Source organism: Salinarimonas chemoclinalis (genome assembly GCF_041514305.1).
GTDB lineage: Bacteria > Pseudomonadota > Alphaproteobacteria > Rhizobiales > Beijerinckiaceae > Salinarimonas > Salinarimonas chemoclinalis.
In genome coordinates, this window is the sequence record NZ_JBGMWH010000002.1 from 1 (window position 1) to 13,447 (window position 13,447).

The following is a 13,447-nucleotide window of genomic DNA, read 5'->3' on the forward strand; positions in this document are numbered from 1 at the left end:
TCGCGCTGCGCCTGCCGGAGGGAGCCCCGCCGGCCGCCCACGTCCTCGGTCGTCTCGCCGAGGAAGCGGCACGGCTCGTCGCCGACGGTGTCCTCGTCTCGGCGACGCTGTTCCTGCGTGACGACGCGCTCACGGATCGGCGGACCGTGGAGCACGACCTGCGCACGGAGACGCTCGCGACCCCGGCCGGCGCCCTGGTCGGCGAGGCCGCGGGAGAGGACCCGGCGGCCGTGGCCGCGACCCGTCTCGACCGCGCCTTCGGCACGGGGGAGGGCACGCCGGCCCGGACCCGGATCTATCGCGTCCAGTCCCGCCGGCGGCCCGCGTAGGGCCGCCGGTCGCGGGCGCGCTCACGCCGTCTCGACCACCTGCTCGATCGCGCCGAACAGCGAGTGGCCGGCCTCGTCCTTCATCTCGATGCGCACCATGTCGCCGAACTTCAGGAACGGCGTGCGCGCCTCGCCCGACGCGATGGTCTCCACCATGCGGATCTCGGCGATGCAGGAATAGCCGAGCCCGCCCTCGGGGACCGGCCGGCCGGGGCCGCCGCCCTCGTCCCGGTTCGAGACCGTGCCCGAGCCGATGATCGTGCCGGCCGACAGGGGTCGCGTGCGCGCGGCGTGGGCGATCAGGCGGGGGAAGTCGAAGGTCATGTCGACTCCGGCGTTCGGGCGGCCGAAGGTCTTGCCGTTGACGTAGCTGAGCAGCGGAAGCGAGACCTTGCCGCCGTCCCAGGTCGCGCCGAGTTCGTCGGGCGTCAGCGCCACCGGCGAGAAGGCGGAGGAGGGCTTGGCCTGGAAGAAGCCGAAGCCCTTGGCGAGCTCGCCCGGGATGAGGTTGCGCAGGGAGACGTCGTTGACGAGCATCACCAGCCGGATCGCGCCCGCCGCCACCTCGGGCGTCGCGCCCATGGGCACGTCGCCGACGACCACCGCGATCTCCGCCTCGAAGTCGATGCCGAAGGCCTCGTCCGCCATGCGTATCGGGTCGCGCGGGCCGAGGAAGGCGTCCGAGCCGCCCTGGTACATCAGCGGGTCGGTCCAGAAGCTCTCCGGCATCTCGGCCCCGCGCGCCCTGCGCACCAGCTCCACGTGATTCACGTAGGCCGATCCGTCCGCCCATTGATAGGCCCGCGGCAGCGGGGAGGCGCAGTCGTGCTCGTGGAAGCGGAAGGAGGGGACGGCCCCGTGCTCGAGGCTCTCGGCGAGGTCCGCGAGCCGCGGCGCCACGCGCGCCCAGTCGTCGAGCGCGGCCTGGAGCGTCGCGACCACCGGGAAGGCGTCCGTGGCGTGCGTGAGGTCGCGCGAGACGACCACGAGGCGGCCGTCGCGGCCGTGCTTGAGAGAGGCTAATTTCATGGCGTAGCGCGCACCTTTCGTGCTTGTCTGACCATCAGGGGAAACGACCGGAGAAGGACCCGCCCATGACCACCGATCCCAACAGGAGAGCGTTCCTCAAGACCGCCGGGCTCGGCGCCGGCGCCGCCGCCGCGACCACGATCGCCGCCCCGGCGATCGCGCTGTCCCAGCCGGCGGTGACCTGGCGCATGCAGTCGAGCTTCCCGAACTCGCTCGACACCATCTATGGCACGATGGAGACGTTCGCGCGCTACGTCTCGGAAGCGACGGACGGGAATTTCACCATCCAGACCTTCAAGCCCGGCGACATCGTCGGCGGCCTGCAGGTGCTCGACGCCGTCTCGAACGGCACCATCGAGGCCGGGCACACGCCGCTGTACTTCTACTTCGGCCGCGAGCCGGCGCTCGGCTTCGCCACCGGCGTGCCCTTCGGGCTCAACGCCCGCCAGCAGCATTCCTGGTGGCACTTCGGCGGCGGCGAGAGCCTGATCAACGAGGTGCTCGCGTCGATGAACGCGATCTCCCTCGCCTGCGGCAACTCGGGCGCGCAGATGGGCGGCTTCTTCCGCAAGGAGATCAACGCGGTCGCCGATCTCGAGGGCCTCAAGTTCCGCATCGGCGGGATCGGCGGGCAGGTCATGGCGCGCCTCGGCGTGGTGCCCCAGCAGATCGCGCCGGGCGACATCTACTCCGCGCTCGAGCGCGGCACCATCGACGCGGTGGAGTTCGTCGGCCCCTACGACGACCTCAAGCTCGGCTTCCACCAGGTGGCGAAGTACTACTACGCGCCGGGCTTCTGGGAGGGCGGGGCGATGCTGCACGCCGCCATCAACCTCGAGGCCTGGAACGCGCTGCCGGCGCACTACCAGGCGATCCTGCGCCACGCCTCGGAAGCCGCCAACAACTGGATGCTCGCCAAGTACGACTTCGTGAACCCGGGGGCGCTCAAGGAGCTGGTGTCGAAGGGCGCCGAGCTGCGCTACTTCCCGCAGGACGTCATGGAGGCCGCGCTCACGGCGGCGAACGCCTATTACGACGAGACGGCGGCCACCAACGAGGCGTTCAAGCGCTCGTGGGACAGCTACCGCGCCTACCGCGACGACGCGCTGCTCTGGTGGCCCGTGAACGAGCTCGCCTTCGACAACTTCATGGCGCGCACCCGCGGGCGGGGCTGAGGCGATCCGCTCCCGGCACGCGCCGACCGACTCCCCCCTCTCCACGAGGGAGGGGGGAGAGCCGACATCGCGGTCGCGGCAGGAGCGAGGCGCGGCGGTGGGACACATCGGGCGATGCGTACCGCTCGAGTCACTTCGGCTCGCGCCGCGTCGGGTCGAAGTGCTTCTTAAGGCCCTGCCAGCAGTCGATGTAGCTCTCCTGCAGCTCCGGCAGCCCCGCCGCCCAGGCGGTCACCCGCTGCGGAAAGCGGGTCTCGAACATGAAGGCCATGGTGCCGGCGAGCTTGGTGGGCCCGAGGTCGACGTTGGAGGCGTGCTCGAAGGCCTGCATGTCCGGCCCGTGGGGCAGCATCTGGTTGTGCAGCGAGAAGCCGCCGGGGACGAAGCCCTCGGGCTTGGCGTCGTAGACGCCGTAGACGAGGCCCATGAACTCGCTCATCAGGTTGCGATGGTACCACGGCGGGCGGAACGTGTTCTCCGCCACCATCCAGCGGTCGGGGAAGATGACGAAGTCGATGTTGGCCGAGCCGGGCGTCTCGGTCGGCGCGGTGAGAACCGTGAAGATCGACGGATCCGGGTGGTCGAACAGGAGCGCCCCCACCGGCGCGAAGCGGCGCAGGTCGTACTTGTAGGGCGCGTAGTTGCCGTGCCAGGCGACCACGTCGAGCGGGGACTGCTCGATCTTGGTCATGAACAGGTCGCCGCCCCATTTCACGTAGAGGAAGCTCTCCTCCTCGACGTCCTCCCACGCCGCCACCGGCGTGAGGAAGTCGCGCGGGTTGGCGAGGCAGTTGGCGCCGATCGGCCCGCGGTCGGGGAGCGTGAACTGGCCGCCGTAGTTCTCGCAGACGTAGGCGCGCGCCGGTCCGTCCACGAGCTCGACCTTGAAGATCACGCCGCGCGGGACGACGCAGATTTCGCCCGGGCCGAACTCGATGACGCCGAACTCGGTGCGAAAGCGCAGGCTGCCTTCCTGCGCCACGACGAGGTACTCCCCGTCGGCGTTGAAGAAATACTCGTTGCCCATCGAGCGCGTCACGAAGGCGAGGTGGGCGGCCATCCCCACCTGCGTGTCCGAATCGCCCGCCGTGGTCACGGTCCGCAGGCCGGTGACGAAGGTGAGCGCCTCGTCGGGGATCGCCACCGGGTTCCAGCGCATCTGGCCGATGGCGAGGTCGGTGTCCTCGCGGCACGGCCCGGTGCGCATGAAGCCGCGGTCGACCCGCGCGTAGCGGTGGGAGTGCTTCACCGAGGGACGGATCCGGTAGAGCCAGGAGCGCTGGTTCGTCGCCTGCGGCGCCGTGAAGGGCGAGCCCGAGAGCTGCTCGGCGTAGAGGCCGTAGTTGATCTTCTGCGGCGAGTTCATGCCCACCGGCAGCGCGCCCTCGAGCGCCTCGGTCTCGAAGGAGTTGCCGAAGCCGGACATGTAGTTCGGCACGATCGCGGTCTCGCGCCCCTGGAGGTCGGGGCTGGTGAAGCCGGTGGTCTGGTGGACGGTCATGGATGTCTCCCGTGCGGCGCGGGCGCCCGGCGCGATTTGCGACGCGCGAGCCGCCACGCTCGGATGCTGCCCTTGCCAAGATGGCCGCGATGGTCATAATGGTTGCACCAGCAACCGATTTCTGTCAACGATGCGGACATCCCCCCAACCCGAAACCCTCGCGGACATGCCAGCGAACGCTCCCACGGACGCCCCGCCGCACGCGGCGCCGCTGGCGCTCGAGCGCTTCCTGCCCTATCGCCTCAACGTCATCGCGACGACGGTGTCCAACGCGCTGGCGCGGATCTATGCCGAGCGCTTCGGCATCACGATCCCGCAATGGCGCATCGTCGCGACACTCGGCCAGTTCGAGACGCGCACGGCGCGCGACATCGCGGCGCATGCGGTGATGCACAAGTCCACCGTCTCCCGCGCGGTCGCCGCGCTCGCCGAGCGCGGCATCGTCGAGCGGCGGCCGAACGTCGAGGACATGCGCGAGGAGCTGCTCGCGCTGACGCGGGAGGGCAGGGGCATCTACGAGGCGGTGGCGCCCGAGGCGCTCGCCTTCGAGCGTGCGGTGTTCACCGGGCTGACGGATGCCGAGCGCGAGACGCTGTTCGGGCTCATCGACCGGCTCGACGCGCGCATGCGCAGCCTCGCGCCCGACCTCGACCCCGCCGACGCCTCGGAGGTCGCGCGATGAAGCTCCACGGCTATTTCCGCTCCTCCGCCGCCTACCGCGTTCGGATCGCGCTCAACCTCAAGGGCGTTCCCTACGAGCACGCGACGGTCCATCTCCTGAAGGGCGAACACCGCACCGAGGCCTGGCGCGCGCGGCATCCGCAGGGGCGGGTGCCCGCGCTCGAGACGGACGAGGGCGCGTTCCTGATCCAGTCGCCCGCGATCCTGGAATGGATCGAGGAGCGCTGGCCGCGGCCGCCGCTCCTGCCGGAGGACGCGCTCGAGCGGGCGCGGGTGCGCGCCGTATGCGCGATCGTCGCCTGCGACATCCATCCGCTCAACAACCTCGCGACGCTCGGCTGGCTGAAGGAGCGGCTCGGCGCCGACCAGGCCGCCGTCGACGCCTGGTACGCGCATTGGATCACGGAGGGCTTCGCGGCGATCGAGCGGCTGCTCGCGCCGGGGCCCTACGCCTTCGGGGAGACGCCCGGCATGGCGGATCTCCACATCGTCCCGCAGGTTTTCAACGCACGACGCTTCTCGGTGCCGCTCGAGGCCTTCCCGAGGATCCGCGCCGTGGACGAAGCCTGCGCCGCGCATCCCGCCTTCGCGGCGGCCGCGCCCGAGAACCAGCCGGACGCGGCCTGACGCCCGCGTCGCGCGACAACCAGACGACGAGGAGGATGCACATGGGTCCCTTTCCGCACGACGCCCCGCCGCCGCAGATCACCGACGACAACCCGATGGGCACGGACGGCTTCGAGTTCGTGGAGTACGCCCATCCCGAGCCCGAGAAGCTCGACGCGCTGTTCAGGCGCATGGGCTTCACCGCGGTGGCGAAGCACCGCTCGAAGAACGTGACGCTCTACCGCCAGGGCGACATCAACTTCGTGCTCAACTCGGAGCCGGAGAGCTTCGCGGCGAAGTTCGCAGCCGAGCACGGGCCGTCGGCGCCCGCGATGGCCTTCCGCGTGGTCGACGCGAAGCACGCCTACGAGCGCGCGATCGAACTCGGCGCCAAGCCGGCCCGCACGCGGATCGGGCCGATGGAGCTCGCGATCCCGGCGATCGAGGGAATCGGCGGCCTGCAGATCTACTTCGTCGACCGCTACGGCGCGAAGGGCTCGATCTACGACGTCGACTTCGTCTGGACCGGCGAGCGCGACCCGCATCCCCAGGGCGCGGGCCTCCACTACATCGACCATCTGACCCACAACGTGAACCGCGGGCGGATGAACGAGTGGGCCGGCTTCTACGAGCGGCTCTTCAATTTCCGCCAGATCCGCTACTTCGACATCTCCGGCAAGATGACCGGGCTCCACTCGCGGGCGATGACCTCGCCGGACGGCAAGATCCGTATCCCGATCAACGAGGACGCGGGCGAGTCGGGCCAGATCGAAGAATATCTCAAAGAGTACAAGGGCGAGGGCATCCAGCACGTGGCGCTCGGCGCGCTCGATCTCTACGAGACGATCGAGACGCTCATCGACAAGGGCGTCGAATTCATGCCCGCGCCCAACGAGATCTACTACGGCCGCATCGACAAGCGCCTGCCCAAGCACGGCGAGGACGTGGCCCGGCTCCAGCGCGACGGCATCCTCATCGACGGCGAGGGCGTGCTCGAGGGCGGCTTCACCAAGGTGCTGCTGCAGCGCTTCACCAAGACCGTGATCGGCCCGATCTTCTTCGAGTGCATCCAGCGCAAGGGCGACGACGGCTTCGGCGAGGGCAACTTCAAGGCCCTGTTCGAGTCGATCGAGGAGGACCAGATCCGCCGCGGGGTGCTCAAGGAGAAGGTGTGACGCTCGACGTGGCGCGGGCGGGGGAGCGGGGCGAATTGACCCTTGCAAACGCGCCCGCCGCGCTGATATGAACGTGGCCCGCGACGGAGACGCTGCGGGTGGGGCCTCGTGGCGGAGTGGTTACGCAGAGGACTGCAAATCCTTGCACCCCGGTTCGATTCCGGGCGAGGCCTCCACTTGTCCGTTCTCCGTGGTTGTCGCGGCCGGCAAGGCAATCGGCTGGCTGTCTCTTGTCATGTTCGCGAGGATCGCTCCATGATGTGCGTGGACGCCGATTTTTCGGCAGCTCGCAGGCGGTGGAGCGACACTTTCGACCTGTTACGAGCGCCCGCCGCAGCGTGCGTGGCAGTTTTCGAAGTCAAGCATCGTTCGGACGATGTTCTTGCCCGAAAACTCCTACATTTTCCGCAGGTTAGTTTCCGAAATTGAGCAAGTTGCGGGACTAAGCTGGAGGCAACGGTGAAGCACATCCGCGGCGACGTGGGTGAATTGCGCACGGATATGCGCGATGTTCGAGACCGGCTCACACGGCTGGAGGAGCGGGTCAGCCACCTGCCGACGAAAAGCTGGTCGATCATGATCGCTGCGGCCCTGATCACGATCGGTGTCGGTATCGTGACGTTCGCGCCGATCCTTCAGCGCTGGGCTGGGATCTCGTCGCCGTAGGCTAGGCTTTGCTTTGCGGGCCTTACCGGACGTCTGCGACACCCTCTTCGAGTCGTGCCCGCGTCGCTGCGGGTTCCGCAGGGAGGAGTCCCGTACTGTGGGTCGAATCCGATCGCCGGCGCCGGTCGAGGGCGTGGCTCTGCTCCCCGTGCAGACGCCGGCGCCCGCCGGGCGCCCGCTTGCCTTTTCCAGGCCGATCCACCAAAAGCCTCGACGTTCGCAGACAGACGCCGACCCGATCCGAGAGGCTCCGATGATCGACTTCTCCCGCGTGCGCCGTACGATGGTGGATCACCAGCTGCGCACCTACGACATCACCGATCTCGGCATCCTCTCGGCCATGAACGAGGTCCCGCGCGAGACCTTCGCGCCGGACGAGGCGAAGGCGCTCGCCTATTCCGACCAGAGCCTTCCCGTGGCGCCGACGCAGGACGGCGGGCGCTTCCTGCTGCCGCCGATGATCTTCGGGCGGCTGCTCCAGAATTTGAACCTGCGTGCGGGCGAGCGCGCGCTCGTCGTCGCGGGCGCGCTCGGCTACGAGGCGGCGGTGATGGGGCGGCTCGGCGCCCAGGTGACGATCCTCGAATCGGACGAGGCCGTCGCGGAGCGCACCCGGGCGCTCCTCGCCGAGCACGGTGCGGGGGCGGTGGAGGTCGTGGTCGGCCCCCTCGACGGCGGCTGCCCGGGCGCCGCGCCCTTCGACGTGATCTACGTGAACGGCGCGGCGCAGGTGCGTCCGCAGGCGCTGCTCGACTGCCTGGCGGAGGGGGGGCGGCTCGGCGTGATCGTCGGCGACGGCAGTCGCACGAGCCGGGCGAGCCTGTTCGTGCGCTCGGGCGACACGTTCGGGTCGCGCGCGATCTTCGACGCCGCCGCACCGTTGCTGCGGCCGTTCCGCAAGGAGCCGGGATTCGTCTTCTGATCGCTGCACGCGGCGGGTGTGGGCGAGGGTGGTCCCGGGGACGTCTCGCGGGCGTGGCTTCGGGGCAACGGGTGGCGATGAAATGGCGAAGCCGTGGCGCTTCGGCTTGCCCGACCCGGCGGCGACCGTATTCTGCGCACGCGCCCCGAGAATCGTCTCACCGATTGGTTAACGATCGGTGAATCGGCTCGCGCCTCGGACGCACTTGCGTGACGCTCGAAAGCCTGCGGGACGGCCTACCGTCGCGCGGGCCGGGCCAGTTCAGGAAACCCGTGATGCCCCGCGCCAGATCCGCCCGTTGGAACGCAGCGCTGATCGCCGCCGCGCTGGGCCTGTCGTCCGCGCTCTCGCTCGTGCCCTCCGGCACCGTGAAGGCGGAGACGCTCGCATCCGCGCTCGCGCGGGCCTATACCGCGAGCCCGATCATCAACGGCGAGCGGGCGAGCGTGCGCGCGACGGACGAGAACGTGCCCCGCGCGCTGTCGGGCTACCGCCCGCGCATCAGCGCGAGCGCCGACATCGGCCGTAGCTGGAGCGAGCGGGACGTGCGCGGCGTGCGCACCGAATCGGCACTGACGCCGCGGGGGATCGGGCTCCAGATCGACCAGTCGATCTACAATGGCGGACGCACCGCCGCGTCCGTGCGCCAGGCCGAGAGCCAGGTGTTCGCCGCGCGCCAGAACCTCGAGGCCTCCGTCCAGGACGTGCTGTTCCAGGCCGTGCAGGCCTACATGAACGTCTTGCGCGACACGGCGATCCTGAACCTGCAGACGAACAATCTCGACGTTCTGGGCGAGCAGCTGCGCCAGACGCAGGACCGGTTCGACGTCGGCGAGGTGACGCGCACCGACGTCGCCCAGTCCGAGGCGCGCGTCGCGGCCGCGCGCTCGCAGGCGATCCTCGGCGAGGCCAACCTGCGTTCCAGCATCGCCGTCTATCGCCGGATCGTCGGTGTCGACCCGCGCTCGCTCCAGCCGGGCAGCGTGCCGCAGAACCTCATTCCGGGCACGATCGACGCCGCGGTGCAGACCGCGCTCGCCGAGAACCCCAACATCATCGCCGCGCGTCACGCGCTCGACGCCGCGCAGGCGCAGGTGCGCCTCGTCGAGGGGGAGCTGCTGCCCAGCCTGGGCGTTCAGGGCTCCGTGAGCCATCGCTACAGCTCGAGCATCGCCGGCGACAGCGCGACCTCCGCGCAGATCGTCGCGCGGCTCGACGTGCCGCTCTACCAGGGCGGCGAGGTTTCGGCGCGGGTGCGCCAGGCCAAGGAGGTCGCGCAGCAGCGGCGATTCGACGTTGAACTGGTGCGCGAGCAGGTCCGCGCCGCGGTGATCGCCGCCTTCGGGCAGTACGAGGCCTCGACGGCGCAGATCGTCGCCGCGCAGGCGCAGGTGTCCGCCGCCGAGACCGCGCTCACCGGCGTGCGCGAGGAGGCCCGCGTCGGCCAGCGCACGACGCTCGACGTGCTCAACGCCCAGCAGGAGCTGCTCAACGCCCGCGTCAACCTGATCACCGCCCAGCGCGACCGTGTCGTCGCCGGCTATTCGGTGGTCCAGGCGATGGGACGGCTGACGCCGCCGCGGCTCGCGCTGAACGTCGAGATCTACGACCCATCGGTGCACTTCGAGCAGGTGGACGGCCTCTGGTACGGGACCCGCACCCCGTCCGGCCAGTGACCCGCGGTGGATGGCGTCGAAACCCGCTTTGCACGGCGCCACCCCCTCGCGTTAAGCTTTCGTTGACCATGCCGGCCGATGCTCGGCGCGTGGAATCGCGATACGTGAGTGCTTCATGAGCCCGGCCAGCCCCAAGAGCGCCAAGTCCGAAGAGCCGACGATGGAGGACATCCTCGCCTCCATCCGCCGGATCATCGCCGACGACCAGGCGGCCTCGGCGGAGCCGGAGGAGGAGTCCGAGGCGGACGAGCCGGAGGACGACGGGTCCGCCGGCAATTCCCAGTCCGCCGTCGACGACATGTTCGGGGACGATCCGGATCCCGAGCCGGAACCCGAGGAGGAAGAGGAGGAGGTCCTCGACCTCGGCGCGGTCGCCGAGCCGGTGGCGAAGGCGGCGCCCGAGCCGTCGCCGCTCGATCTCGAGCACGAGGACATCGACTTCCGCACCGCCGCCTTCGAGGCCGACACCGATTTCGACGCGCTCCCCGGGCCGGAGCCGGAGCCCGAGGTCGCCGCCTTCGAGGAGGACGAGGAGGAGGACGAGCCGGCCTTCGACGAGCCGGCTCCCTTCGTGCCGCCGCCGATGCCGGAGCCCCCGCCGCGCCGCTCCTTCGACCAGGAGCGGCTCCTCTCCGAGGCGACGGACGCCGCCGTCGGCGGCTCGTTCAACATGCTCGCCCACGCGGTGCTCTCGAACCAGGGCCGCACGCTGGAGGATCTCGTCAAGGAGATGCTGCGGCCGATGCTCAAGGACTGGCTCGACGATAACCTGCCGAGCATCGTCGAGCGCCTCGTACGTGCCGAGATCGAGCGCGTATCCCGCGGCCGCTGACCCGCGCGCACGCTCCGCCACCCGTTGACTCGCGCGCCCGCCTCCGGTTTCTAGCCGGGGCCCGAGGGCGCGCACCATGGGCGCGTTTTCGTTTCGAGACACGATCGGCCGACCTCATGATGGACAAGACGTTCGACCACGCCGCCGTCGAGGCGCGCATCTCCAAGACGTGGGAGGACGCGGACGCGTTCCGCGCCGGGCGCCCGGAGCGCGCGGACGCCAAGCCGTACACGATCATGATCCCGCCGCCGAACGTGACCGGCTCGCTCCACATGGGCCACGCGCTCAACAACACGCTCCAGGACGTGCTCTGCCGCTTCGAGCGGATGCGCGGGCGCGACGTGCTCTGGCAGCCGGGCATGGACCATGCCGGCATCGCGACGCAGATGGTCGTCGAGCGCAAGCTCGCCGCGGAGGGCCGGCCCTCGCGCCGCGAGATGGGCCGCGAGGCCTTCCTCGAGCAGGTCTGGGCCTGGAAGGAGGAGAGCGGCGGGGCGATCGTCAACCAGCTGAAGCGGCTCGGCGCGTCCTGCGACTGGTCGCGCGAGCGCTTCACCATGGACGAGGGGCTGTCCAAGGCGGTGCTGAAGGTCTTCGTCGACCTCTACCGCCAGGGCCTGCTCTACAAGGACAAGCGCCTCGTCAACTGGGACCCGAAGTTCCAGACCGCGATCTCCGACCTCGAGGTGCAGCAGGTCGAGCAGAAGGGCCACCTCTGGCACTTCCGCTACCCGATCGAGGGCCAGGAGGGGCGCTTCATCACCGTCGCGACCACGCGACCCGAGACCATGCTCGGCGACACCGCGGTGGCGGTCCATCCGGAGGACGAGCGCTACGCCGACCTCGTCGGCGAGTTCGCGATCCTGCCGCTGGTGGGCCGGCGCATCCCCATCGTCGCCGACGAGTACTCCGACCCCGACAAGGGCACGGGCGCGGTGAAGATCACGCCGGCGCACGATTTCAACGATTTCGAGGTAGGCAAGCGGCATTCCCTTTCGGTCGTCAACATCTTCGACCGTTCGGCTCGCGTGTCGCTCGAGGAGAACGAGGCCTTCCTCGCGGGTGCTGCGCCGGTTCCCGAGGCGCTGGCGCTCCACGGCCTGGACCGCTTCGAGGCGCGCGAGCGGGTTGTTGCGCTGATGGAGGCGCGCGGGCTCCTCGCCGAGATCACGCCCAACGTCCACGCGGTCCCTCACGGGGACCGCTCCGGCGTCGTCGTCGAGCCGTACCTCACGGACCAGTGGTTCGTGAACGTGAAGCCGCTCGCCGAGCGCGCGCTCGGCGCCGTGAAGGACGGGCGCACCCGATTCGTTCCGGAGACCTGGGAGAAGACCTACTTCCAATGGCTCGAGAACATCGAGCCGTGGTGCGTCTCGCGCCAGCTCTGGTGGGGTCACCAGATCCCGGCCTGGTACGACGAGGAAGGTGGCGTCTACGTCGCCTACGACGAGGCGGAGGCGAAGGCTCAGGCGCACGAGAAGCACGGCCACGACGTCGCGCTCACCCGCGACGAGGACGTGCTCGACACCTGGTTCTCCTCCGCGCTCTGGCCGTTCTCCACGCTCGGCTGGCCGGACGCCACGCCGGAGGTCGCCCGCTACTACCCCACCAACACCCTCGTCACCGGCTTCGACATCATCTTCTTCTGGGTCGCCCGGATGATGATGACGGGTCTGCACTTCATGGACGAGGTGCCCTTCGACACGGTCTACATCCACGCCCTCGTCCGCGACGAGAAGGGCGCCAAGATGTCGAAGTCGAAGGGCAACGTCATCGACCCGCTCTCGCTCATCGACCGGTACGGCGCGGACGCCCTGCGCTTCACGCTCGCCGCCATGGCGGCGCAGGGGCGCGACATCAAGCTCGCGGTCTCGCGCGTCGAGGGCTACCGCAACTTCTCGACCAAGATCTGGAACGCCGCGCGCTTCGCCGAGATGAACGGCTGCGCCCGCGTCGCCGGTTTCGATCCGACGGCGGCGACGCAGACCCTCAACCGCTGGGCGCTCTCCGAATGCGCCCGCGCCTTCGCCGACGTCACGGCGGCGATCGAGGCCTATCGCTTCAACGACGCCGCCGCGGCCGCCTACCGCTTCACCTGGAACGTGTTCTGCGACTGGTATCTCGAGCTCGCCAAGCCCGTGCTCCAGGGCGAGGACGGGCCCGCCAAGGACGAGACGCGCGCCACCGCGGCGTTCCTCGTCGACCAGGTCTGCAAGCTGCTCCACCCGTTCATGCCCTTCATCACCGAGGAGCTGTGGGCGGCGAAGGGGGCGGACGGGCCGGCGCGCGACGAGCCCGTGCTGGCGCTCGCCGCCTGGCCGGACCTCTCGGCGCTGCGCGACGAGGCGGCGGAGGCCGAGATCGGCTGGGTGGTCGACCTCGTCTCCGAGATCCGCTCGGCACGCTCCGAGACCGGCGTTCCCGGCGGCGCGCAGGTGCCGCTCCTCCTGATCGCGCCCTCGGCCGCGGTGCGCGCCCGCGCGGACGCGTGGTCGGACATGATCCGGCGCCTCGCGCGCCTCTCCGAGATCGGCACGGCCGACGCCGCGCCCAAAGCGAGCATCCTCCTCGTCGTGCGGGGCGAGAGCGCGGCGCTCCCGCTCGAGGGCATCGTCGACCTCGACGCCGAGCGCGCCCGCCTCGCCAAGGAGGACGGCAAGCTCGCGCAGGACGAGGCCAAGGCCAGCGCCAAGCTCGACAACCCCGCCTTCCTCGCCAACGCGAAGGAGGAGGTCGTCGAGGAGATGCGCGAGCGGCTCGAGGAGACGCTCGCGCGCAAGGCGAAGGTGGCGGAGGCCCTCGCTCGGTTGCAGGCATGACCCATCCGGGTTGCGCATCCGCGCATGGGTGTTGTT

12 protein-coding genes and 1 tRNA gene are annotated in these 13,447 nt (G+C 69.9%); 11 read left to right on the forward strand and 2 right to left on the reverse strand.

What is annotated here, in order from left to right:
• On the forward strand, positions 1–329 hold a 329-nt coding region (locus AB9M23_RS03775), incomplete at its 5' end, for a hypothetical protein (protein ID WP_372422642.1).
• Positions 330–350: 21 nt separating this feature from the next.
• Here AB9M23_RS03775 and AB9M23_RS03780 read toward each other — a convergent pair.
• A complete protein-coding gene (locus tag AB9M23_RS03780) occupies positions 351–1,358 on the reverse strand; it encodes a fumarylacetoacetate hydrolase family protein (RefSeq protein ID WP_372422643.1) in 1,008 nt (335 codons plus the stop codon).
• Between the two features lie 65 nt (positions 1,359–1,423).
• Between AB9M23_RS03780 and AB9M23_RS03785 the strand changes: the two genes are divergently transcribed.
• Complete coding sequence (locus AB9M23_RS03785) at positions 1,424–2,533, forward strand: TRAP transporter substrate-binding protein (RefSeq protein WP_372422645.1); 1,110 nt, start codon at positions 1,424–1,426, stop codon at positions 2,531–2,533.
• 130 nt (positions 2,534–2,663) lie between these two features.
• On the opposite strand, the gene hmgA is transcribed toward AB9M23_RS03785, so the two are convergent.
• On the reverse strand, positions 2,664–4,034 hold the full coding sequence (hmgA, locus tag AB9M23_RS03790; RefSeq protein ID WP_372422647.1) for a homogentisate 1,2-dioxygenase: 1,371 nt from the start codon (positions 4,032–4,034) through the stop codon (positions 2,664–2,666).
• A gap of 166 nt (positions 4,035–4,200) precedes the next feature.
• Between hmgA and AB9M23_RS03795 the strand changes: the two genes are divergently transcribed.
• The 9 genes from AB9M23_RS03795 (at position 4,201) to AB9M23_RS03835 (ending at position 13,411) form a co-directional block, all read left to right on the forward strand.
• Positions 4,201–4,716: a MarR family winged helix-turn-helix transcriptional regulator gene (locus AB9M23_RS03795; RefSeq protein WP_372422649.1), complete on the forward strand. Its 516-nt coding sequence runs from the start codon at positions 4,201–4,203 to the stop codon at positions 4,714–4,716.
• Positions 4,713–5,342, forward strand: a complete 630-nt coding sequence (gene maiA, locus AB9M23_RS03800) for a maleylacetoacetate isomerase (protein ID WP_372422651.1) — start codon at positions 4,713–4,715, stop codon at positions 5,340–5,342. Before AB9M23_RS03795 ends, maiA begins: the two co-directional genes overlap by 4 nt.
• Positions 5,343–5,383: 41 nt before the next feature.
• Complete coding sequence (hppD, locus tag AB9M23_RS03805) at positions 5,384–6,496, forward strand: 4-hydroxyphenylpyruvate dioxygenase (protein ID WP_372422653.1); 1,113 nt, start codon at positions 5,384–5,386, stop codon at positions 6,494–6,496.
• Positions 6,497–6,598: 102 nt separating this feature from the next.
• A tRNA-Cys gene (locus AB9M23_RS03810) sits at positions 6,599–6,672 on the forward strand.
• 283 nt (positions 6,673–6,955) lie between these two features.
• Complete coding sequence (locus tag AB9M23_RS03815; protein WP_372422654.1) at positions 6,956–7,162, forward strand: hypothetical protein; 207 nt, start codon at positions 6,956–6,958, stop codon at positions 7,160–7,162.
• Positions 7,163–7,415: 253 nt separating this feature from the next.
• The gene (locus AB9M23_RS03820; RefSeq protein ID WP_372422656.1) at positions 7,416–8,084 is read left to right on the forward strand and encodes a protein-L-isoaspartate O-methyltransferase family protein; all 669 of its coding nucleotides are present in this window, start codon (positions 7,416–7,418) and stop codon (positions 8,082–8,084) included.
• A 275-nt stretch (positions 8,085–8,359) separates the two neighbouring features.
• On the forward strand, positions 8,360–9,760 hold the full coding sequence (locus AB9M23_RS03825) for a TolC family outer membrane protein (protein ID WP_372422657.1): 1,401 nt from the start codon (positions 8,360–8,362) through the stop codon (positions 9,758–9,760).
• 115 nt (positions 9,761–9,875) lie between these two features.
• Positions 9,876–10,592: a PopZ family protein gene (locus tag AB9M23_RS03830; RefSeq protein ID WP_372422659.1), complete on the forward strand. Its 717-nt coding sequence runs from the start codon at positions 9,876–9,878 to the stop codon at positions 10,590–10,592.
• A 116-nt stretch (positions 10,593–10,708) separates the two neighbouring features.
• Positions 10,709–13,411, forward strand: a complete 2,703-nt coding sequence (locus tag AB9M23_RS03835; RefSeq protein WP_372422660.1) for a valine--tRNA ligase — start codon at positions 10,709–10,711, stop codon at positions 13,409–13,411.
• Positions 13,412–13,447: the final 36 nt, after the last annotated feature.

Coding starts and splice junctions, on each gene's coding strand:
- hmgA (WP_372422647.1), bottom strand. CDS start 4,034: ATGACCGTCCACCAGACCACCGGCTTCACCAGCCCCGACCTCCAGGGG.
- AB9M23_RS03795 (WP_372422649.1), top strand. CDS start 4,201: ATGCCAGCGAACGCTCCCACGGACGCCCCGCCGCACGCGGCGCCGCTG.
- AB9M23_RS03780 (WP_372422643.1), bottom strand. CDS start 1,358: ATGAAATTAGCCTCTCTCAAGCACGGCCGCGACGGCCGCCTCGTGGTC.
- AB9M23_RS03835 (WP_372422660.1), top strand. CDS start 10,709: ATGATGGACAAGACGTTCGACCACGCCGCCGTCGAGGCGCGCATCTCC.
- hppD (WP_372422653.1), top strand. CDS start 5,384: ATGGGTCCCTTTCCGCACGACGCCCCGCCGCCGCAGATCACCGACGAC.
- AB9M23_RS03820 (WP_372422656.1), top strand. CDS start 7,416: ATGATCGACTTCTCCCGCGTGCGCCGTACGATGGTGGATCACCAGCTG.
- AB9M23_RS03830 (WP_372422659.1), top strand. CDS start 9,876: ATGAGCCCGGCCAGCCCCAAGAGCGCCAAGTCCGAAGAGCCGACGATG.
- AB9M23_RS03825 (WP_372422657.1), top strand. CDS start 8,360: ATGCCCCGCGCCAGATCCGCCCGTTGGAACGCAGCGCTGATCGCCGCC.
- maiA (WP_372422651.1), top strand. CDS start 4,713: ATGAAGCTCCACGGCTATTTCCGCTCCTCCGCCGCCTACCGCGTTCGG.
- AB9M23_RS03785 (WP_372422645.1), top strand. CDS start 1,424: ATGACCACCGATCCCAACAGGAGAGCGTTCCTCAAGACCGCCGGGCTC.